The sequence below is a fragment of the Gillisia sp. Hel_I_29 genome (assembly GCF_000744275.1).
Taxonomy (GTDB): Bacteria; Bacteroidota; Bacteroidia; order Flavobacteriales; family Flavobacteriaceae; genus Gillisia.
In genome coordinates, this window is the sequence record NZ_JQLP01000001.1 from 498,657 (window position 1) to 521,048 (window position 22,392).

Annotated in this window: 23 protein-coding genes; 20 read left to right on the top strand and 3 right to left on the bottom strand. The window is 34.4% G+C overall.

Annotated features, from left to right (window positions below):
* The first annotated feature begins 12 nt into the window (after window positions 1-12).
* From P163_RS02305 to P163_RS02335, 7 genes are read left to right on the top strand one after another with little or no spacing between them, the layout of a single operon-like run.
* A complete protein-coding gene (locus P163_RS02305) occupies window positions 13-882 on the top strand; it encodes a M23 family metallopeptidase (RefSeq protein ID WP_034887196.1) in 870 nt (289 codons plus the stop codon).
* A 6-nt stretch (window positions 883-888) separates the two neighbouring features.
* A complete protein-coding gene (locus P163_RS02310; protein WP_034887197.1) occupies window positions 889-2,400 on the top strand; it encodes a GH3 auxin-responsive promoter family protein in 1,512 nt (503 codons plus the stop codon).
* Window positions 2,397-4,082, top strand: a complete 1,686-nt coding sequence (locus P163_RS02315) for a DUF6909 family protein (RefSeq protein ID WP_034887198.1) — start codon at window positions 2,397-2,399, stop codon at window positions 4,080-4,082. Before P163_RS02310 ends, P163_RS02315 begins: the two co-directional genes overlap by 4 nt.
* A 9-nt stretch (window positions 4,083-4,091) precedes the next feature.
* Window positions 4,092-4,637 carry a dTDP-4-dehydrorhamnose 3,5-epimerase gene (gene rfbC / locus P163_RS02320; RefSeq protein WP_034887199.1) on the top strand — a complete coding sequence of 182 codons (546 nt, stop codon included), beginning with the start codon at window positions 4,092-4,094 and terminating at the stop codon, window positions 4,635-4,637.
* Complete coding sequence (gene rfbD / locus P163_RS02325) at window positions 4,634-5,491, top strand: dTDP-4-dehydrorhamnose reductase (RefSeq protein ID WP_034887201.1); 858 nt, start codon at window positions 4,634-4,636, stop codon at window positions 5,489-5,491. Before rfbC ends, rfbD begins: the two co-directional genes overlap by 4 nt.
* A gap of 34 nt (window positions 5,492-5,525) precedes the next feature.
* Window positions 5,526-6,515 carry a UDP-glucuronic acid decarboxylase family protein gene (locus tag P163_RS02330; RefSeq protein WP_034887202.1) on the top strand — a complete coding sequence of 330 codons (990 nt, stop codon included), beginning with the start codon at window positions 5,526-5,528 and terminating at the stop codon, window positions 6,513-6,515.
* Window positions 6,516-6,526: 11 nt separating this feature from the next.
* Window positions 6,527-7,306 (top strand): glycosyltransferase family 2 protein, encoded by a 780-nt coding sequence (locus P163_RS02335; protein ID WP_034887205.1) that lies wholly within the window; start codon window positions 6,527-6,529, stop codon window positions 7,304-7,306.
* Here the strand turns inward: P163_RS02335 and P163_RS02340 are convergent.
* On the bottom strand, window positions 7,295-8,602 hold the full coding sequence (locus P163_RS02340) for a phenylacetate--CoA ligase family protein (protein WP_034887207.1): 1,308 nt from the start codon (window positions 8,600-8,602) through the stop codon (window positions 7,295-7,297). The genes P163_RS02335 and P163_RS02340 overlap by 12 nt on opposite strands.
* Before the next feature lie 91 nt (window positions 8,603-8,693).
* Between P163_RS02340 and purD the strand changes: the two genes are divergently transcribed.
* Window positions 8,694-9,968, top strand: coding sequence for a phosphoribosylamine--glycine ligase (gene purD / locus P163_RS02345; RefSeq protein WP_034887209.1), 1,275 nt, complete (start codon window positions 8,694-8,696; stop codon window positions 9,966-9,968).
* On the opposite strand, the gene P163_RS02350 is transcribed toward purD, so the two are convergent.
* Window positions 9,960-10,190: a DUF6341 family protein gene (locus P163_RS02350; protein ID WP_034887211.1), complete on the bottom strand. Its 231-nt coding sequence runs from the start codon at window positions 10,188-10,190 to the stop codon at window positions 9,960-9,962. The two genes, purD and P163_RS02350, sit on opposite strands and share 9 nt — an antisense overlap.
* 45 nt (window positions 10,191-10,235) lie before the next feature.
* Here P163_RS02350 and P163_RS02355 point away from each other — a divergent pair, with 45 nt between their 5' ends.
* From P163_RS02355 to P163_RS02365, 3 genes are all read left to right on the top strand, one after another.
* Window positions 10,236-11,162 (top strand): DUF6427 family protein, encoded by a 927-nt coding sequence (locus tag P163_RS02355; protein WP_034887213.1) that lies wholly within the window; start codon window positions 10,236-10,238, stop codon window positions 11,160-11,162.
* A gap of 187 nt (window positions 11,163-11,349) precedes the next feature.
* Complete coding sequence (locus tag P163_RS02360; protein ID WP_034887216.1) at window positions 11,350-11,958, top strand: DUF4254 domain-containing protein; 609 nt, start codon at window positions 11,350-11,352, stop codon at window positions 11,956-11,958.
* Entirely contained in the window at window positions 11,959-13,053 is a 1,095-nt protein-coding gene (locus tag P163_RS02365; protein WP_316930048.1) for a glycosyltransferase family 9 protein, read from the top strand. It begins immediately after the preceding gene.
* Between the two features lie 23 nt (window positions 13,054-13,076).
* On the opposite strand, the gene P163_RS02370 is transcribed toward P163_RS02365, so the two are convergent.
* Window positions 13,077-14,126: a ferredoxin--NADP reductase gene (locus P163_RS02370; protein WP_034887218.1), complete on the bottom strand. Its 1,050-nt coding sequence runs from the start codon at window positions 14,124-14,126 to the stop codon at window positions 13,077-13,079.
* Between the two features lie 92 nt (window positions 14,127-14,218).
* Here P163_RS02370 and P163_RS02375 point away from each other — a divergent pair, with 92 nt between their 5' ends.
* From P163_RS02375 to atpH, 9 genes are all read left to right on the top strand, one after another.
* Complete coding sequence (locus tag P163_RS02375; protein WP_034887221.1) at window positions 14,219-15,703, top strand: DUF5687 family protein; 1,485 nt, start codon at window positions 14,219-14,221, stop codon at window positions 15,701-15,703.
* A gap of 24 nt (window positions 15,704-15,727) precedes the next feature.
* Complete coding sequence (locus P163_RS02380; RefSeq protein ID WP_034887224.1) at window positions 15,728-16,441, top strand: ABC transporter ATP-binding protein; 714 nt, start codon at window positions 15,728-15,730, stop codon at window positions 16,439-16,441.
* A 111-nt stretch (window positions 16,442-16,552) separates the two neighbouring features.
* Window positions 16,553-19,102, top strand: coding sequence for a tetratricopeptide repeat protein (locus P163_RS02385; RefSeq protein ID WP_051931040.1), 2,550 nt, complete (start codon window positions 16,553-16,555; stop codon window positions 19,100-19,102).
* A gap of 61 nt (window positions 19,103-19,163) precedes the next feature.
* Window positions 19,164-19,391: an AtpZ/AtpI family protein gene (locus P163_RS02390; protein WP_034887227.1), complete on the top strand. Its 228-nt coding sequence runs from the start codon at window positions 19,164-19,166 to the stop codon at window positions 19,389-19,391.
* Between the two features lie 9 nt (window positions 19,392-19,400).
* Window positions 19,401-19,787 carry a hypothetical protein gene (locus P163_RS02395; protein ID WP_034887229.1) on the top strand — a complete coding sequence of 129 codons (387 nt, stop codon included), beginning with the start codon at window positions 19,401-19,403 and terminating at the stop codon, window positions 19,785-19,787.
* Between the two features lie 133 nt (window positions 19,788-19,920).
* On the top strand, window positions 19,921-21,003 hold the full coding sequence (gene atpB / locus P163_RS02400) for a F0F1 ATP synthase subunit A (protein ID WP_034887232.1): 1,083 nt from the start codon (window positions 19,921-19,923) through the stop codon (window positions 21,001-21,003).
* 27 nt (window positions 21,004-21,030) lie between these two features.
* Window positions 21,031-21,252 (top strand): ATP synthase F0 subunit C, encoded by a 222-nt coding sequence (atpE, locus tag P163_RS02405; protein ID WP_034887234.1) that lies wholly within the window; start codon window positions 21,031-21,033, stop codon window positions 21,250-21,252.
* Between the two features lie 83 nt (window positions 21,253-21,335).
* Window positions 21,336-21,830, top strand: coding sequence for a F0F1 ATP synthase subunit B (locus P163_RS02410; RefSeq protein ID WP_034887236.1), 495 nt, complete (start codon window positions 21,336-21,338; stop codon window positions 21,828-21,830).
* Between the two features lie 4 nt (window positions 21,831-21,834).
* Complete coding sequence (atpH, locus tag P163_RS02415) at window positions 21,835-22,389, top strand: ATP synthase F1 subunit delta (RefSeq protein WP_034887238.1); 555 nt, start codon at window positions 21,835-21,837, stop codon at window positions 22,387-22,389.
* Window positions 22,390-22,392 lie beyond the last annotated feature (3 nt).

A 22,392-nucleotide genomic window follows, 5' to 3' on the forward strand; every position in this document is an offset into this window, starting at 1 on the left:
GCAGTATCTACTATGAAACAATCAAATAAAAATAAAAAGAAATTCGCTAAGAAATTGCTGCACAAATATCGTTTGGTGGTGCTTAACGAAGATACCTTTGAGGAGAGGCTATCATTTAAGCTTACCAAATTGAATGTGTTTGTAGCGGTAACGCTTAGTGCTATCATCCTTATTGCCGGAACCACGTTTCTTATAGCCTTTACAGGGCTTAGGGAATATATTCCGGGCTATTCTTCTGCAGCTTTAAAAAAACAAGCAACAGAATTGGCGTTTAAGACAGATTCGCTTCAAACAGCATTAGTTTTAAACAATCAATACTATGCGTCTATCAGAAAAGTTTTAAATGGAGATCTAGAGCCGGGTAATCTTAATAAAGATTCTTTACCCAAAACTATTACTAGTGATCCATTAATGCTTGATCTAAGCCCCTCTAAGGCAGATTCTCTTTTAAGAGATGAGGTTGCTCAGGAAGATAAATACAATGTATTAGAATCTGCAGGTTCTGCAATGAATTTTGCCCTGTTTCCTCCGGTAAAGGGTCCTATTTCAGCAAAGTATAAATTAAAAAGCAAACATTTTGCGGTAGATGTAGTGGTTGCTAAGAACGCACCCGTAAAGGCAGTGGCAGACGGACGAGTAATTTTTGCTGAATGGAGTGCAGGAACCGGATATGTAATGATCGTTGAGCATGATTTTGGGCTTATTTCTGTATATAAGCACAATTCTTCACTTACTAAAGAGCAAGGAGATTTTGTGCGTGCAGGTGAAGTTATTGCGACAGCCGGATCTACCGGAGAATTAACAACCGGACCACATTTACATTTTGAACTTTGGAAAGAAGGAAACCCTGTAAATCCTACAGATTATATCGATTTTGATTAATAACCTATGTCTATAAAATCATTCTCCGCAAAGATTTTTGCGTACTATATTAGAAAGAAAATTAATAAATGGGCTTCAAATCCAATAGAAGTTCAGGAAGAGGTTTTTAAAGATCTTATTCAAAAAGCAGTTTCTACAAAGTTTGGTAAAGATCATGACTTTAGTAGCATAAAGACCTATCAGGATTTTGCTAAAAAGGTTCCTGTTAGAGATTATGAAGAATTGCGGTTTTATGTAGATAAGATGGTGGCGGGAGAAGAAGATATTCTTTGGCCCGGAAAGCCGCTTTATTATGCTAAAACATCTGGAACTACCAGTGGAGCAAAATACATCCCTCTTACCAAAGAGTCTATGCCAACCCATATTAACGCTGCAAGAAATGCGATTCTATGTTATATTGCAGAGACGGGAAATACACAGTTTGTAGATGGTAAAATGATATTTCTACAGGGAAGTCCAGAATTACACGAGAAGAATGGAGTTAAACTCGGGAGGCTTTCAGGGATTGTGGCTCATTACGTTCCAGCATATCTTCAGAAGAACAGAATGCCCACTTTAGAAACCAATTGCATAGAAGATTGGGAGAAAAAAGTAGATGCTATTGTTGAAGAAACCAAAGGAGAAGATATGACCGTTATTAGCGGGATACCTTCTTGGGTACAGATGTATTTTGAAAGGCTTCAGCAAAAAACAGGACAGAAGGTTGGAGATCTATTTAAGAATTTTAACTTATTTATCTACGGGGGAGTTAATTATGAACCGTATCGAGCAAAATTTGAAAATCTTATAGGTAGAAAAGTAGATAGTATTGAGCTTTACCCGGCATCTGAAGGTTTCTTTGCTTTTCAAGATCTGCAAAAAGATAAAGGAATGCTCCTTCAGCTAGACTCCGGTATATTCTATGAATTTATCAAAGCTGATGAGTTTTTTGAAGAAAAACCTAAAAGGTTAACCATCGCGGAGGTTGAGGTTGGTATAAATTATGTAATGATTGTATCTACCACAGCAGGACTTTGGGCTTATAATTTGGGAGATACTATTCAGTTTACTTCTCTTAAACCTTTCAAAGTTATTGTCTCAGGACGGATAAAGCATTTTATTTCTGCTTTTGGAGAACATGTTATTGCTAAAGAGGTAGAATATGCCATGCAGGCGGCTACAGAAGCTACTGGCGCAAGAATCACAGAGTTTACCGTGGCACCTCAAATTACTCCTCAAGGAGAACAATTGCCATATCATGAATGGTTTATAGAGTTTGAGAAAGAACCGTCTAATATGATGGAATTTGTAGAAATACTAGATAATTCGCTCCAAGAACAAAATTCTTATTATTTAGATCTAAAGGAAGGAAATATTCTTCAGACCTTAAAAATTACAAAGATGCCCGAAAATGGATTTCAGGATTATATGAAATCTATTGGGAAATTAGGCGGACAAAACAAATTACCAAGATTATCTAATGATAGAAATATTGCAGATAAACTGGAACTAATATTAAAATCAAGTACAAGCATATGATCAACTTAAAACAATTAGGCCGCACCCGCGCACAAGAAAGCACTCATGCTATTGAGAGAATGTATATTACCATGAGACACTTGTTTAACAGGGGTTTTTACAAACCTATGGGTGTTTCCGGAGAAACATTACGCGAATCTTTACTAACACTTCGCCCAGAGATCTACGGTACTATTGCAGATGAAAAAGTTGAATTAGACGGACTTCTATATGTTATAGACAGACTTCCAAAAGGAATTGAAGAATGTAGATTTATTAATCTTACCAGTGATGAAGGGTATGCAAACTCCCACTTTAAGCCTATAGTTCCTCCAAAAAGAAGAAGAAATTGCTATAGAATAGATGAGGAGCAAATGAATATAGAGATCACTCGTGGAAGATCTGAGATCTATGATATACTAACGCACCTTACCTTTCTTTTTGTTGAATCTCATAAAATTATGAGAAGAGTTATTATAGATGAAGAGGGTAATGTTACCAGAGATTGGAAAAAACTGGAAGCCGCTGTTCAAAAACCTCAATTAGATCAGATAGAGAGAGAAATTGCACTTACACATACCTCTAATATTCTGGGAAGAACTTTCAAAGAAGTAACTACATTATATCCAAAATTCATTTTGCCGGAAAACGAAGAGCGTTTTCTTCATATTATTTATTGGTTAGGTAAATTGGCAATGGATGAAACTATCAATAACAATAAGCGTATAGTAACATTTAGTCCGGTACTAAGAGAGCGTTTAGGGCATCACATTCATGGAGAGATCTGGGCAGATGGTATAAAGAAACATTTGTTGGAAAACAATCTAATGCATAGGCCAATTCATATTATTAGTGCCAATATGCATAGTGTTATGAATACCATTTTTTCTCCAGAAGCTTTGGCAAATGAGCTAGAGAAAAAAGGAGCTATGGAGATCTATGAGAACTTAAGTGATAGCGGTAACGGGCAATTACGTAGTAAAGTTATGAAGGTAGCTCTTGAAAACGGAATGAAATTTCTTGAAGATACCAGTGGTACCAATATAGACGTTCAGGTATTTGATACTGCAAAACTGAAGCAAGGTTTTAGAAATCCAGATTTTGTAGGGAAGATAGAAGATGAGAAACCGGTATTGGTGGTTATGGATTATGCCTTTGGAGAGCAGGCTTATGAGACTATGGATGAGCTTTTAAAGCCTTATAATATTGAAGAGAACGAGATACATATGAATGTTGCCTCAATTTCTATTATGGGTAAAGCCGGTATTTTATATGGAGGTAAAGGAGATATCATGATACCATCTGCTCACCTATTTGAAGGAACTGCAGATAACTATCCATTTGTGAATGAGCTTAAAAAATCGGATCTTGAGGGTAACGGTATTAAGGTGGTAGATGGTTCTATGATCACCGTTCTAGGAACTTCCCTTCAGAATAAAGACATCTTAAAATTCTTTCAAGAATCTACCTGGAATGTTGTGGGTCTGGAAATGGAAGGTGTTCATTACCAAAAAGCAATTCAGGCCGCTTCTAAGTTAAGAGGTAGCATTAGTGAAGATGTAAAGGTGAGATATGCTTATTATGCATCAGATAATCCATTAGAAACAGGTAGTACTTTGGCTTCAGGAGGATTGGGAACCACCGGTGTTAAGCCTACGTATTTAATTACAGAAAAGATCTTAGAACAAATTTTCAATTCTTAATAGAACTCCATGAAATTTGAAAAAACTCCGCTAAAGGATTGTTTTCTTTTTACTCCAGATATGTTTCCAGATCATAGAGGCATCTTTTCTGAAAGCTTCCACAAAAAGAAGTTTAAAGAAGCTACAGGTCTGGAAATAGATTTTGTTCAGGAGAATCAATCTGTTTCAAAAAAAGGAGTGTTGAGAGGTCTGCATTTTCAAGAAGGAGATCATGCTCAGGCAAAATTAGTGCGAGTTATTTATGGGGAAGTGTTAGATGTTGTGGTAGATCTTAGGCCAGATTCATCCACATTTAGATCTCATTTTTCTGTTATTTTAAATGATAAGAATCAACATCAGTTATTTATCCCACAAGGATTTGCACATGGGTTTATAACCTTGTCTGAAACTTCTGTTTTTTTATATAAGTGTGATAGATTTTACTCACCAGGCTCTGAATCTGGAATTATTTATAATGATAAGGATCTGGCTATAGACTGGATCTTGCCGGAAAGCGAAATGATCCTTTCTGAAAAAGACACTAAATTACCTACACTTCAAGATCTATACAAATGAAGACAGTATTAGTAACCGGAGCTTCTGGGCAGTTAGGCCAATGTATTCAGAAATTAGCAGAGCAAGAGAATACCATAGATTGGCTTTTTTTTGATTCTTCTGAAATTGATATTACATCCAATTTAGATCTACAGGCCTGTTTTACCAGTAAAAGAATTGATTACTGTATTAACTGTGCCGCATACACCAATGTGGAAAAAGCAGAAATCGAAAAAGAGAAAGCATTTTCTATAAATGCAGAAGCTGTAAAGAATCTAGCTATTAAATGCCGCGAGAATAGAACGGTGCTAATACATATTTCTACAGATTATGTGTTTGATGGAAAAGCAGATCAACCTTATAAGGAAACAGATTCCACCAATCCTATAAATGTTTACGGTGCTTCAAAATTAAAAGGAGAAGCTTACATTCAAGAGTTGTTACATGAATATTTTATTTTTAGAACCTCCTGGTTATATTCGGAATTTGGTCATAACTTTTTTAAGACCATCCTAAATAAAGTTGAAGAAAGATCAACAATAAATATCACTCCAGAACAAATAGGAACTCCAACCAATGCTAATGATCTGGCTGAATTAATTTTGCAGGTAATTTTAAAAAAGAACGGAAATTCAGGTTTATATCATTTTAGTAATGCTGGAGAGACTTCCTGGTACGGATTTGCAGAACAGATTTTAAAAATTTCTGGAAATTCAGATAGAGTTCAGCTTAATAGCGATAGTTCTTATAAAACAATGGCAGTAAGGCCAGAATATAGTGTAATGAGCAAGCAGAAACTTATTGAGAATCTCCATTACACTCCAAAGTCTTGGCAAGTATCGCTTTTAGAACTTTATAAAAGTTTCAAAGCATAATTTTTCTCTAATTTTAGCATCTAATTAAAGCTACATGGCAAAGAAGATATTGATTACCGGAGCAGCCGGATTTTTAGGTTCTCATTTATCAGATAGGTTTATCAAGGAGGGTTATCAGGTTATCGGGATGGATAATTTGATCACCGGAGATATGAAAAATATAGAACACCTTATAAATGAGCCAAATTTTGAGTTCGTTCATTACGATGTTACAAAATATGTACACGTACCCGGAAAATTAGACTATATCCTGCATTTTGCATCTCCTGCCAGCCCAATAGATTATTTAAAGATCCCAATTCAAACTTTAAAGGTGGGGTCTATTGGTATATTTCATCTTTTAGGATTAGCTAAAGAAAAGAATGCGCGATTGTTAATAGCATCTACCTCAGAAGTTTATGGAGATCCTTTAGTACATCCACAAACCGAGGATTATTATGGAAATGTAAATTCTATAGGCCCTCGTGGAGTTTATGATGAAGCCAAGCGATTTCAAGAATCTATGACCATGGCTTATCATCGTTTTCATGGTTTGGAGACCAGAATTGCCAGAATTTTCAATACTTATGGGCCAAGAATGAGATTAAATGATGGGCGCGTTATACCTGCATTTATTGGTCAGGCACTTAGAGGTGAGAATTTGACTGTTTTTGGGGATGGGCAGCAAACTCGTTCTTTTTGTTATGTAGATGATCAGGTAGAAGGTATCTATAGATTGTTATTAAGCGATTACAGCGAACCGGTAAATATTGGCAATCCTGAAGAAATTACTATTAAAGATTTTGCTGAAGAGATCATAAAATTGACCAATACAGATCAAAAGATAGTTTATAAGGAACTTCCGGAAGATGATCCTTTACAACGCCAGCCAGATATTACCAGAGCTAAAGAGATCTTGGGGTGGGAGCCAAAGGTTTCTAGAAGTAAGGGAATGAAGATCACCTATGATTATTTTAAGAACCTTACACAGGAGGAATTATTTAAGAGTGAACACAAAGACTTCTCCAAACATATAAAGCGCTAAAACACCCTTAAATGAACAGTGAAGCTCTAGTTTCCATAATTATGCCTTGTTATAATTCTTCGGCATTTATAGAAGAGGCTATTAAATCTGTTCAGCAACAAACCTATAAGAATTGGGAATTATGGGTAATAGATGATTTTTCTAAAGATCATACCAAAGAACGCGTAGAGAATCTAATGATCTTAGATAAGCGTATTAATTTACTAAATAATACTTCCAATTTAGGTACCGGAGCCGCTAGAAATAAAGGAATAGCAGCTGCTAATGGAACTTATATAGCGTTTTTAGATGCAGATGATCTTTGGCATGCTAATAAGTTACATCTGCAGTTAGATTTTATGCAAACACATGATCTTGTGGTGACTTTTTCTAGCTATAAACTAATATCTGAGAATGGTGAAGAAACCGGTGAAAAGGTACAGGCACTCGCTGTATTGACTTATCAGAAATTACTGAAATCTAATTACATTGGGAATCTAGCCGGAATTTACAATGCACATAAATTAGGAAAGGTTTATGCTCCTTTGCTTAGAAAGAGACAAGATTGGGCACTTTGGTTGAGTATATTGAAGCAAATAGGTGAAACTAAAGGTATGGATGAGGTATTAGCATCCTATAGAATAAGAAATGACTCTATTTCTCAAAATAAGTTGGCTTTGCTTAACTATAATTTTTTGATCTATTATAGATTTTTAGATCAGGGTCTTTTTAGAAGTTTAAATTCTATGAGAATCTTCTTATGGGAACACTTCTTTATAAAGAAACAGCAAAAAATGCCTCTAGATCATTGATGTAAATTGTTTTAATTTTCCACTTTTATTCCTCTTAAGAATGGTTTTTCTTTCAAAATCTACATTCAGATTTTTTCCTACAAATGTTTCTATGGCACTTAAGATTTTCTGGACTTGAATTGAAGTAAATTCCTGCTCGCTTACGTATTCTATCTTAAATCTATCCAGGTCTGTTTGTATTATAAGAAACTCCTTAATTCCTCCGGCATCTTCAATAATAGATTTTGTAACATAGTAAAAAGTTAGTCCAGGCACCACCTTACCATTTGCAAGTATTGCTACATCATTAGTTCTTCCGGTAAGTTTGTTTAAAATTGGCTTTTTAGGAGTACTTTTAATATCAAGAGTTCCAGTATCTCCAATATCATAGCGAATCATAGGGTGCGCTTTGTTATACAGCGATGTAATTACTACTCGGCCTTCCTCTCCATTAGGAAGAATATGACCATCTTCATCTAAGATCTCTATCAAGAGGTCTTCAGAATTTATTATCCACTCGTTTTGCTGATTTTCGAAAGCTATAAGTCCAACTTCACTAGCACCATATTCATTGATCACGGGCACTCCAAAAGCAGCTTCTATGAGAAGCTTATCATCTTCAAAAAGTTTTTCTGAAGTAACGATGCATATCTTTAAACTTGGACAAATATTTTTTAGAACTATCTTATGCTTATTTAGATATTTAGCAAATAATAGAATTGCGCTGGTATATCCATTTAAATAATCAAATCTTGATCTTTTAAAGCGTTCTAAAAAAGCCTGCATCTTTTGTTCGCTAAGATCAAATACATTAAATCTTCTTCTTAGACTTACTTGGTCTTTAAAGCGCTCCATGAAATTGCCATAAATATCTAAAGGAATTCCGTAGAATCTGGCTTGTAGAGATTTGTTGAGGTCTATCCCAATCCAATCATATCTATTTATAAATCCTGCCCAGGTTAAGGCGTGGCAAAATCTATCTTTCGCAAAAATAAACGGATGTCCGCTAGAGCCAGAAGTTTTACCAACATAGATCTTATTCTTAGAATAACCTTTGCTTAATCTTTCATTAAGAGGTCGCTGCAGATCAGATTTAGACATAACGGGCACCTCTTCCCAAGATGTGAAGTTCTTTTTGCCAAAAAATTCTGAATAATATGAATTGTGATTTAGATGATGAATCACAATGGCATCTCGCTTTTCCTGGATATAATTCAAGAAAGATCCTTCCGGTATCTGCTGAATTTCTCGTAACATTTTTTGAGCCCTATTAATGGGAAATTTATTGAGCTGTAAAGAAATTTTGAACCAGTTCAAGGAATAAATTAGCTTTAATTTGTTGGTTTTTATTAGCGCTTCAATTTACAAACAATTATTTTTGACACAAGAACTAAAAAACAACTTCCAGATGAATATTTTAATTTTAGGTGCCGGCGGTAGAGAACATGCATTTGCTTATAAAATAGCTGAAAGCAAGAACTGTGATCAACTTTTTGTAGCACCTGGAAATGCAGGGACCTCTCAAATTGCTAAGAACGTAAATTTGAAGGTAACCAATTTCGCTCAAATTAAAGATTTCGTGCTAAAGGAAAATATTGAGATGGTGGTTGTAGGACCAGAAGACCCATTAGTAGAAGGTATCTATGATTTTTTTATGGATGATAGTGAGTTAAAGGAAGTTGCGGTTATAGGCCCATCTAAACGAGGTGCCTTGCTTGAAGGGAGTAAGGAAAGAGCAAAGGAGTTTATGATGATGTATAACATTCCTACTGCTGCTTACGAGAGTTTTACTCCTAAAAGTTTAGAAGCAGGTAAAGCGTTCTTAACAAATCTAAAATCTCCATATGTGCTAAAAGCTGATGGTTTGGCCGGAGGAAAAGGGGTGCTAATTATAGATGACCTTGAAGAAGCACAACAAGAGTTGGAACATATGCTTATGAATAGCAAATTTGGAAAGGCTAGTAATAAAGTGGTAATTGAAGAATTTCTAGATGGTATAGAGTTAAGTGTATTTGTACTTACCGATGGTAAAAATTATAAGATCTTACCAACAGCTAAGGATTATAAGCGAATTGGTGAAGGAAATTCTGGTTTAAATACAGGAGGAATGGGAGCGATATCTCCTGTGCCATTTGCAGATGAAACCTTGATGAAAAAAATTGAAGATCGTATTGTAAAGCCAACTATAAAAGGCTTGCAAGAAGAAGATATAGAATATAAAGGGTTTATATTTATAGGGTTGATAAAGGTAGGAGAGGAGCCTTACGTAATAGAATATAACGTAAGAATGGGAGATCCGGAAACAGAAGTAGTGCTTCCTAGAATTGAGTCTGACCTGGTTGAGCTACTTCAAAAAGTTTCTGAGCAGAAATTAGATGAAGCTACTCTTAAAATTAAAGAAGATTCTGCCGTTACAGTAATGTTAGTTTCTGGGGGATATCCGGAAGCTTATGAAAAAGGTAAGGAAATTTCTGGAATAGAAAACGTTCAGGATTCTATTGTTTTTCATGCAGGAACTGCAGAGAGTGAAGGAAAGATAGTAAGCTCGGGAGGTCGAGTGATTGCTGTTACCTCATTTGGAAAAGATTACCAAGAGGCACTAAAAAAATCTTATCAAAATGTAGATAAACTCCATTTTGATAAGATGTATTATAGAAAGGATCTAGGCTTTGATCTAGCTTAACGTAGAACGGTGAGAACGATTGTGATGTGCTTTCTCCTCATCATCGAACTTTTTTAGTTGAAGCATCCAGTAAATAAAAGCTGCTGCACCAATAATCATAAAAATCCAGTTCATGATATTTGCAAGCCACCATGAATCTAATTGTAACGTTCTAAGTGCATCTAAAGGGATGAATAAAACATTCTCGAAAAGCCATGCTATTCCTTCAAAAAAATCTTTCATTGTATAACTTTGTTATATTATGGTACAAAAATATAAAAAACGGCAATGCTAACAAGCTTTTTTAGCAAATCAAAACCTGTAAATTTTTTGGCAGTCGCATTTATAATGGCTGTGTTTTACATTTCAGCAAATTTCCCTGAGCTTATAAATACTTTAGATCTTGGGGTTTGGGGTACTAAAATGGGTGTTTTTGTATGCTTTATTTTAAGTATCACTGTTTTAGACTTTATCGCCAAAAAGAACGACCTAACAAAAAGAAGTGCTTTTAAGATCGTGATCTTTGCGGTATTTTCTGTTTCTTTTTTAGCTATACTACAAAACAACCAGGTGATATTAGCAAACTTATGCATTCTGCTGGCATTAAGGAGGATCATTAGCTTAAAGTCTAGAAAAGATATTCCTAAAAAGATCTTTGATGCAACATTTTGGATATGCATAGCATCGCTATTCTACTTTTGGGCGATTTTATTTTTGTTTGTAGTATTTATTGGAATTTTGGTGCATGCAGCAAACTATTTTAAGAATTGGTTAATTCCGCTAGTTGCCTTTTGTACGGTGGTTGCCCTTGTAATGAGTTTTCATATTCTAGTATATTCAGAACTCTATACCTGGGAGAAATGGTTTCAAAAAGTAAGCTTCGATTTTAGTTTATATCAAAACCTGCAACTTCTAATTCCTTTAAGCATCATCATCGGCTTAGGTATTTGGACGTTGTTCTATTATTTCGGAATAATGCAAAAGGCTAGTGTTAACTCCAGACCAACCTATATTTTGGTCTTGTTCACCTTAGCACTAGCAATATTAGTGGCTATTTTTTCTCCAATAAAAGATGGTAGTGAGTTAATATTTCTTTTTGTACCGCTAAGTCTTATTATTTCTAATTATTTTGAAGGAAAGAAAGAAAAGATTTTCAAAGAGATCTTACTAATAGGATTGGTATTGATGCCTATTCTAATATTATTTATTTCCTAAAAAAAGAGGTTAGCCAACCTTACCTTTTATCTGTGAGCCTGCTTTACTGTGAGCTTTTTAATTTGATTAATACAAACTTTACTAAAATATGATACCTTTGTATTTCTCAAAAATCTATGGTTCTTTTTCTTAAAAGTGCGGTAGATAGGGAGTATTATTCAATTAGAAACAGATAAAAAATACCTTAATGTTTTCAGATAAAGCCAATACTATATTTCAGGAAGTGATTAATAAATATCACGAAATAAATACTGTAGATCAAAATTTTACAAATCCATATAAGGAGCAAGATCAACTAATAGAGCACTTATTATATAGAAAATCCTGGATAGATACAGTACAATGGCATTATGAAGATATAATTAGAGATCCACAAATAGATCCTATATCTGCGTTGAAATTAAAAAGACAGATAGATGCTTCCAATCAGGACAGAACCGATATGGTAGAATATATTGACAGTTATTTTCTTGAGAAATATAATGATATTTCAGCAAAAGCTACTGCTACTATAAATTCGGAATCTCCTGCATGGGCAGTAGATAGACTTTCTATTCTGGCCTTAAAGATCTTTCATATGGAAGAAGAAACTCAGAGAAACGACGCTTCTTCAGAACATCTTGAAAAATGTAATGATAAACTTACTATCCTTTTAGAGCAGCGAGAAGATCTTTCTTCAGCAATAGATCAATTATTAAAAGATATTGAGAGCGGAGATAAGTATATGAAGGTTTACAAGCAGATGAAAATGTACAATGACGATGAGCTTAACCCGATTCTAAGAAAAAAGAATTAGATGAAATCTGGATCCTCAAATATTAAGGAAAAGACTGAAAATGCTAAATTTTCAGACCATAAGAGGGTTCATTTACTGGTAATTAGGCTTTCTGCTATGGGCGATGTTGCTATGTTAGCACCGGTATTGCAGGTGTTGACAACAACGTATCCTCAATTAAAAATTACAGTACTTACTAAAAAATTCTTTGCACCTATCTTCTTCGGAATTGATAATGTAGTTATCTATGAAGCCGATTTAAAAGGAGCACATAACGGAGTTTTTGGATTGAGTAGTCTTGCAAAAGATCTTAGAGATCTGGGGGTAGATGCAGTGGCAGATGTTCATAATGTGCTTAGAACTAATGTTCTAAAATCAATTTTCTTTTTATTTGGAATTCCGGTAAAACAAATTGACAAGGGCAGGGCAGAGAAGAAGGCTTTGATTAGAGAAAACAATAAGATCTTTAAACAGCTAAAACCTACTCCAGAACGCTATGCCGATGTTTTTAAAGAGCTTGGCTATGCTTTAGATCTTTCTAAATATAGGTATCCTCAAAAACAAAGACTTTCTCCAAATGCAAGAGAAATTACAGGAAAAAATACATTAAAATGGTTGGGAATTGCACCTTTTGCACAACACAATTCTAAAGTGTATCCATTAGATTTATTAGCTAAGGTTCTAGAAAAATTGAATGCTGATGGGAATGTACAAATCTATCTTTTTGGAGGTGGTAAAGAAGAACAGGAAAAATTAGAGTCTTTAGCTTCTAAACTTGGAAATGCTACATCGCTGGTTGGTAAATTAAAATTTGAAGAGGAATTAGCCCTTATCTCAAATTTAGATGGGATGCTATCTATGGATAGTGGAAATGCCCATTTAGCGGCAATATTCGGAATTCCTGTAGTTACACTTTGGGGAGTTACACATCCTTATGCAGGTTTTAAAGCTTTTAATCAACCCTTAGAGAATTGTTTACTTCCGGATTTACAGATGTATCCAAAAATTCCAACGTCCATCTATGGAAATAAATTTCCGGAGGGATATGAAGATGTTATGCGCACAATCTCTCCGGAAATAGTATATAATAAGATAAATGAAGTTCTTTTCTCCTGATTTATTAGGAAAATAATAAGCTTTTATACATCATCATAATCCACCTTTACCATAGGTGTAGTGGGTTGAGCCTGACAAGTTAAAATAAGACCTTCTGCGATCTCACTATCTGTTAGGATCTGATTCTTACGCATTTCTGCTTTTCCTTCTGTGATCCTGGCAATACAACTGCTACAAATACCACCTTGGCAAGAATAAGGTACATCTAGATCGTTCTCTAATGCCGCATCTAAGATTGTATCTTCACTCTTCATCTTAAAAGTGGTCTCTTCATCATCTACCAAAATAGTGATCTCTGTTTCACCTTGCATGTTAGATTCTATAACTTCTCCATCTTCTGCAGCGGTAAAGAGTTCGAACAAAATATCAGCTTCTTCCACATTATTCAATTTTAGAACATCACTTACCATATGGATCATTTCTTCCGGTCCGCAGATATAGAATGTTTTAAAATTGGTTTCTTTAAATTTATTTTTCAGAACAAAATTTACAGTACTGGTTTCTATTCTTCCAAAATGTGAGTCGTTTTCTTGAGTTCGGCTAAATACAAATTCCACGAAAAGTCTTTCAGGATAATTTACCTGTAATTCTAGAAGTTCTTTAAAGAAAATGGTATCGTCTGGTGTTTTGTTACCGTAAACTAGCACAAAATTGCTATCCGGCTCCTCATTAAGCATGGTTTTTATTATGGACAAAATAGGTGTAATACCACTTCCTGCAGCAAAGGCAGCGTAAGTATTATTACTATTTGCAGGTTGAAATATAAATTTACCTTCTGGTGGATGAACCTCCAAAATATCTCCGGCCTTTAATTTATTATTAGCCAAACTTGAAAATAACCCGTTTTTTACCTCTTTCACCGTTACTTTAAATTCCGAGGAAAAAGGTGCAGAGCAAAGAGAGTATGCTCTTCTTATTTCTTTACCATCTACTGTAGTTTTAATGGTAATATATTGTCCTGCCTTATATTTAAATATTTCCTTTAATTCTGAAGGGATTTCAAAAGATAAACTTACCGCCTCCGGGGTCTCGCGGATTATTTCTTTTATCTTTAAAGCATAGAATTTATTCATGTCATAATCTTTGTGCGCAAAAATACAAAGTCTGGGGTTTTTAATTTGTAACAAATTGGTAAATTTCAACACTTGTATAAAAACTTGAATATATGTTTAAGCGTTTAATTTGGCTAGAATGGAAATCTTTCTTTAGATCTGCCAGTATGGGCAAAAGTTTAGGACTTAAGATCGTAATGGGTTTCTTAGCACTCTATTTTATCGCTATTTTTTTATTCTTTGGAATAGGACTTTTCCCAATCATTAAAGAACATTTTCCAGAGGCAGACCCCTTGTTATTTGTAAATAATTATGTGCTGGTATGGCTTCTGGCTGAACTAGCTTATAGATTCTTATTGCAAACCCTACCAGTGCTAGATATTAAACCTCTTATGGTTTTACCTATTAGCAAAAGAAAATTAGTGAATTTTGTATTGATAAAATCACTTTTCTCCTTCTTCAACTTCTTACCACTACTTAATATCATTCCATTTGGGATCTTTAATATGTATAAGCAATCACATCCAGATATATCAATCATTGCATGGATGATCGCTCTAAGTTTTTTAACGCTATCAGTTAATTATGCCAATTTTATCATCAAAAAGAGATTCACAGAGAATTTAAAGGCATTGCTTCCATTTATTTTATTGGTTCTTGGCTTTTTTCTATTAGATTATTTTGAGGTTTTTAAAATTGGACTTTGGTTTGGAAGTGTTTTAGATCAAATTATTGAAACTCCATATTATGCAATTATTCCGGTTCTCCTTTTTATAGGATTGTTTAAATGGAATCAGCTAAATCTAGAAGGGAAGTTCTATTTAGATGCTACCTTAAAGGAGCAAACAAAAAGCGCAGACACAAAAGAATTCTTATGGACCAAGAAATTCGGAGATATAGCACCGTATTTACAGCAAGATCTTAAGCTTATCTGGCGTAATAAAAGGCCTAAAACCACCATTTATATGTCTTTATTGTTATTAGGGTATGGAATGTTCTTCTATCCTCAAGATTCTTATCAAAATAATCCATGGTTCTTTGTATTTGTTGGCATCTTCATTACAGGAATCTTTATGATCAATTTTGGACAATTCATTCCGGCTTGGGATGCTAAATACTATTCCATGATCATGGCTCAAAATATTCCTTTAAAAAAATACCTAACTGCCAAGGCGGCATTAATGTCTTTTAGTGTGGTTATTCTTGTAATATTAGCTACTCCCTATGTTTACTTTGGATGGAGAATATTTATGTTGAACATTGTTTGTGCGGTGTACAATATTGGTATTAATATCCCGATGCTTCTCTATGCAGGCTCTTTCAACAGAAAAAGAATAGATCTAGACAAAAGTCCGTTTATGAACTATCAAGGCACGGGAGCAACACAATGGCTGGTAAGTTTACCCTTAATGGTACTACCGGTAGTATTTTTCTGGTTATTTGATAAGTATGTTTCTTTTGAAAGCGGCATGGCTTTTCTATTAGGTTTAGGAATACTAGGAATGTTCTTTAGAACGAATGCTATCAACTTTATCTCTCAGGTCTATAAGAAGAATAAATATGAGATGATAGAAGGTTTTAGTCAAAAAGGAGAATAACAATACAGTTAAATAATTTCAGAAATGATCACAGCAACAAATCTTAAAAAAGTTTATAAAGGCAATACAGTGCTAAATATAGATCATCTTGATATTCCTGAAGGTCAAAGTTTTGGTCTGGTTGGGAACAATGGAGCCGGAAAAACAACATTTTTCAGTCTTTTATTAGACCTTATTCAGCCTACCACCGGAAACATTTTTAATAATGAAATTACGGTAAACCAAAGTGAAGACTGGAAACCATTTACATCTTCATTTATAGATGAAAGTTTTTTGATAGGTTATCTTACTCCAGAAGAATATTTCTATTTTATTGGAGAATTAAGAGAGCAGAATAAGGCAGATGTAGATGCTGTTCTAGAAAAATTTGAAGAATTCTTTAATGGAGAAATTTTGAACAAGCGTAAATATTTGCGAGATTTTTCAAAAGGAAATCAAAAGAAGGTTGGAATAGTAGCAGCACTTATAGGAAAGCCTAAAGTTGTTATTTTGGATGAGCCTTTTGCTAATCTAGATCCAACTACCCAAATTAGACTTAAAAAAACTATTAAAGAACTAACCGCTGCACGAGATACCACTATTCTTATTTCCAGCCATGACCTAATTCATATTACGGAGGTGTGTGAGAGAATTGTTGTTCTTAATCATGGACTCTTAGAAAAAGATATAATTACCTCTCCTGCAACGCTCCAAGAGCTGGAAGCCTATTTTTCTAAAGACGAATTTATTGAACAATAAATTTTTTGAAGCCCAAAATTCTATCTATCATTCTTTTCCAAAAAGAAACGTATTTTAGCATACTAAAACCTAAGTGCTACAGTTATTTATAACATCAAGAACGTATTGATTTTGAATAGAATTTCCTCTGGCTTTATATTTCTTATTTCCATACTCTCTATTGTTGGATGTTCTAGGAAAAAGGACACCTTCATCAATAGAAATTGGCATGCTGTTACTGCAGAATATAATACGTTATATAATGGTAATGTTGCCCTAGAGCAGGGTAAAAAGCAAATAGACCAAGGGTATAACGAGAATTTCTGGGATATACTTCCTGTTGAAAAGATGCAGGTTTCTCAAGAAATTCTGCTTCCCGGTTCCGAGAGAAATGAATTCTTTAGAGTGTCTGAAGATAAAGCTACCAAAGCAATTCAAAAGCATTCTATGCTCATTGCAGGAAAAGAGAACAACCCTCAAATTGATGAATCTTATTTGCTGTTAGGAAAGTCCAGATATTACGATCAGCGATTTATTCCGGCATTAGAAGCCTTTAATTATATTTTATATAAATATCCTGCCAGCAATACTATTAATCATGCACAGATATGGCGTGAAAAGACAAACATCAGACTTCAGAATAATGAGTTGGCTATTAAAAATCTTAAGCGTCTTTTAGAATTTGAAACCTTAAAAGATCAGGATAGGGCAGATGCCAATGCAATTTTGGCTCAGGCTTATATAAATACCAATGCTTTAGACAGTGCTGTAGCTCCTATGAAAACTGCTGCAAATTTTACAAAAATTACGGCAGAAGAGGGGCGTTATAATTTCATTTTAGGTCAATTATACAATAGACTTAGCAATAGAGATAGCGCTAATTATGCATTTGATAAAGTAATTCGCCTAAACAGAAGATCTCCCAGAGAATATTATATAAATGCATATTTAGGGAAGGCACGAAATTTTAATTTTGATACCGGAAATCCTGAAGATCTTATGCTAATGCTTTCAGAAATGGAAGAAAATAGAGAGAACAGAGACTTCTTAGATAAGATTTATTTTCAAATAGGAGAATACTACAATCATGAAGATTCCATTCAAGGTGCTATAGATTATTATAATAGATCGCTAAGAACCCAGTCTAACGATAGTTTTCTACAATCTGTAAACTACGAGACCTTAGGCGATATTAATTTTGATAATGCAAATTTTAGAAACGCCAGTGTTTATTATGATAGTACACTAACCAAGATACCTACAACAACCAGAGATTATTTTTTTATAAAACGAAAAAGAGATAATCTTCAAGATGTTATAAAGTATGAAGCCATAGCAGATAAGAACGATAGTATCTTAAAGTTAGTAGATATGGGAGTAGCAGCGCGTGAAACTTATTTTACCAATTATGCAGATAGTTTAAAAACACTGGCTATAGCGAAGGCTATAAAAGGTGAGGTTGCCCAACTTAATACACTTCAAAATAATAATTCACCAATTAGCGGTCCGGGTTTACCACCCTCCCTTGGGGTACCAAACGCAGGAAATTTATTCTATTTCTATAATCCTACACGCGTTGCTAATGGCTTGAAGGAATTTTTAAGAGTCTGGGGCCCAAGAAAGCTTCAGGATAACTGGAGATATACTCTAGAGATCATTTCCAATGCAAGGGTAGATACATTAAATCAGGTCTCAGAAGATATGTTATCCAGCAGTCCTGAGTTCGATCCACAAACCTATATTTCAAGAATTCCTGTAGATGCTGTAGAGATTGATAGTCTTAAGGCACAACGAAATGATGCTTATTACAGATTAGGTTTGGTATATCGTGAGAAATTTCAGGAAGATGAAATGGCAAAGCAAAAACTGGAAGCTTTATTAACGTATACCAATGAAGAACGTCTTGTAGTACCTGCAAATTATTATCTATATCAGATCTATGATGCTCAGGGAGATCGTGTAGCTGCAGAAAAATATAAACAAGATATACTAGCAAAATATCCAGATTCTAGATATGCCGCAAGCATTAAGAATCCTGGACTGGCAATAGAGATAGATAATAAAGCAGAAGATAAATATCAAGAACTATTTAAGCGCTACGAGCAAGGAGAATATGTTGAGGTCTTAGAGCTGAGTTCAGAATATTTAGAAGAGTTTAATGATGATGAACTCTTACCAAAGATAGAATTGTTGAAAGCACTTGCTACTGGTAGATTGGTTGGGTTTGATGCTTATAGACTTGCGCTTAAGGATGTAGCTCTTAAATATCCTGAAACAGAATCTGGAAAAAAAGCTCAAGATTTGTTAACCAATTCTCTACCAGCATTAGCGGCAAACAAGTTTAAACCTGATACACTTTCTCAAAACATGAAATTACTTTATGAATTTCCATATGAGGATAAGGCAGAAGTAGAAAAACTAAAGGAAAAAGTAGAGAAGGCTATTACAGAATTAAACTATAAATACACCACCTCTATAGATATATATTCTAAGGATGTAGTGTTATTGGTTGTTCATGGAATTGGCAGTAGAAGTAGAGCTTTAGGTTTTGAGGAGCTTTTAAGAGAGAACAAGATATATGCTATTGAAAAGGAACCAATTGTGATCTCATCAGAAAATTATAAAGTTGCTCTAGTGCATAAAACTTTAGAGGATTATAAGAATACCTCGGTAAAAGAATAAAAATCTATTTGACTCTGTCACTTTGAAAAATATATAAGTGATTTTAAATTTTATTAATAACATGGATAGTAATAAGTCGGGCTCACCCAAAAATAAATATCTGGAATTTGTAAACATTGCATTCCAAATGGGTATTATAATAGGCGGAGGGGTTTTTTTAGGGATCTGGCTGGACGAAAAATTTCCAAACCAGCATTCTGGCTTCACTATAGGTATTTCGTTGTTAGGTGTATTTATAGCCCTATATCAGGTAATCCGAAAAGTGAGTCAAATAAGTAAAGACAATTAAAGTAAATTCATGAAACAACAATTACGCAGCTTCCTAATTTCATTAAGTTTAGTAACCGCAATTCTCTTTGTAGCTCAATATTTTATAACCGTAAACTTTTTTGAAACTACAGAATTTTATTACGGAGTACCTGCTATCTATACATTCATGGTGTTGTCTACGCTCATTATTTATTTGATTTTGTTGTGGATACATCATAATTTTAGTGAGAACACTGGATTTGCCTTTATGGGAGCCAGTCTTCTGAAGATGCTGGCAGCTGTACTGTTTTTACTACCAATGATTTTAGCAAGACTAGAAGATGATATAGAAAACATTTTCGCATTTTTTATTCCGTATTTTTTTTATTTGATTTTTGAAACTATACAAGCAGTAAGGTTAATCAATTCGAAATAACTAATTGTGTTTCAATAAAATCCATAAAAATGCGGAAAGTGATAAAAAATTCACACCGGGACTTTTAGATAAAAATTAAAAGTATACCTTTGCACGGAATTTTGAGCCTGCAATTATTAAGTTAAACTGGACTATGACAGCACAGAAATCTTTTAAGATTATAGTGACACTTTTGTTAACTTCTATTCCTTTTCTTTCATTTTCGAAGGATCAGAGCGAAGAACATGAGGGTAAAGAAAAATTTAATGCCACAGATATGATCATGCATCACATTGGTGATTCTCATGGCTGGCATTTCTTTGGGGAAGGTGAGAGCGCTGCAGTTCTTCCACTTCCGGTAATTTTATACACAGACAATGGATTAGTTTCTTTTATGTCTAGTGAGTTTCATCACGATACGGAAGGACACCACATTGTGGAGAAAGACGGGATGAGCTTTGTGAATTACCATGAAAACATCTATCAATTAAACCAAGGGGCTACAGAAGCAGAGTTTGATGCAGAGCATCATGTTGTAAATGGAACCCAGCCATTAGATTTTTCTATTACGAAGAACGTAGCGGCTATGTTCTTAACAGTAATATTAATGCTTGTTTTCTTCTTAAGTCTTTCTAAGCACCACAAGAAGAACGCTCATGCTCCAAGAGGATTTAATAACTTATTGGAAACATTAGTGTTATTCGTAAGAGATGAAATTGCAAGACCAAATATTGGTGAGAAGAAATATATGAAGTTCATGCCTTTCTTATTAACGGTATTCTTCTTCATTTGGATCACTAACCTATTAGGGCTATTACCAGGTGCTGCCAACGTAACAGGGAATATCGCAGTAACAGTATCTTTAGGTGTTTTTACACTAGTGCTTATTTTAATTAATGGTAACAAAGATTACTGGAAGCATATTTTTTGGATGCCGGGAATACCAACTTTCGTAAAGCCTATTCTGGCGGTAGTAGAGGTGATGGGATTCTTTATTAAACCAATTGCGTTAATGATACGTTTGTTTGCTAACATTACAGCAGGACATATTGTAGTATTAAGTTTATTGGCACTTATATTTATTTTAGAGAGCGCAGGAGTTGCCGGGGTATCGGTTCCTTTTGCATTATTTATAACAGTACTGGAATTGTTAGTAGCATTCCTTCAAGCGTTTATTTTTACAATGCTGTCTGCCCTATTTATAGGAATGGCGGTTGAGGAACATGAACATCATTAATTGTTAATTTTTTAATATTTATTTACTATGGAATTATTGTATGTAGGTCTTTCAGCTTTAGGAGCTGGTTTAGCGGTTCTTGGAGCCGGATTTGGAGTTGGTAAAATCGGTGGAGCTGCAATGGATGCTATTGCACGCCAGCCAGAAGCTGCCGGAAAAATCCAAACAGCTATGATTATTGCTGCTGCACTTGTAGAAGGTGTTGCCCTTTTTGGGGTAGTTGCATCTTTATTAGGTGTATTAAGGTAATTAATTTCCAAAAGCTCATTCGCAACGGTTGGTTGCGAATGAGTTTTTAAAAATGATGTTTTAATTTTTTTATATAAGTAATTATGGATTTAATAACTCCTGAAATTGGCTTGTTTTTCTGGCAAACCATCGTCTTTTTAGTACTGATCTTTTTAATGGCAAAATTTGCCTGGAATCCGATCTTAGGCGCTATTAAGAAAAGAGAAGACTCTATTAATGATGCTCTTTCGTCTGCTGAAGATGCTAGAAAAGAGATGCAAAATTTGCATGCCGATAATGAAAAACTTTTAAAAGAAGCGCGCGCAGAAAGAGATGCAATTCTTAAAGAAGCTCGTGAATTAAAAGAAAAGGTTATTGCTGAAGCAGCTACAGAAGCTCAGGAAAAAGCAAATCAAATAGTTGCTCAGGCGCAAGCTACCATTCAAACAGAAAAGAAATCTGCAATGGCAGATATCAAAAATCAGGTAGCAGCATTATCTATTGAAATAGCAGAAAAAATGTTACGTCATGAATTAGCAACTTCAGATAAGCAACAAAGACTTGTTGAAGAAATGTTACAAGACGTTACCTTAAAATAATAACATGAAAGGAACCAGAGCTGCACAACGTTATGCAAAAGCAATACTAGATTTGGCTAAAGACCAAAATGTTGCTGAAGTGGTGAATTCTGATATGGAATCCATTTCAAAAACAATTATTGGTAGCAATGATCTTCATGATGTGCTTACAAGCCCGGTATTAAAATCTAATCTTAAGAAGAATGTTCTTAAAGAGATTTTTAAAGATGTCAATCAAGTAACTCTAGGAGCCTTTGATGTGCTTATAGAGAACAAAAGGATCAATATTTTAAAAGAGGTAGCACAGACCTATATCTCATTGTATAATGAGATGAATCATGTTCAGGTAGCTAAAGTAACTACTGCAGTTCCTTTAAATGCTGAACTTGAAGCTAAGATTTTAACAAAAATTACAGAGCTTACTGGAAGTGGTGCTACTATTAATAATATTGTAGATCCAAATATAATTGGAGGCTTCATTCTTAGAATTGGAGATCTTCAATACAATGCAAGTGTTGCTAATTCTCTTAGTAATTTAGAAAGAGAATTAAAGAACAGTACATTTATATCAAAAATTTAATTA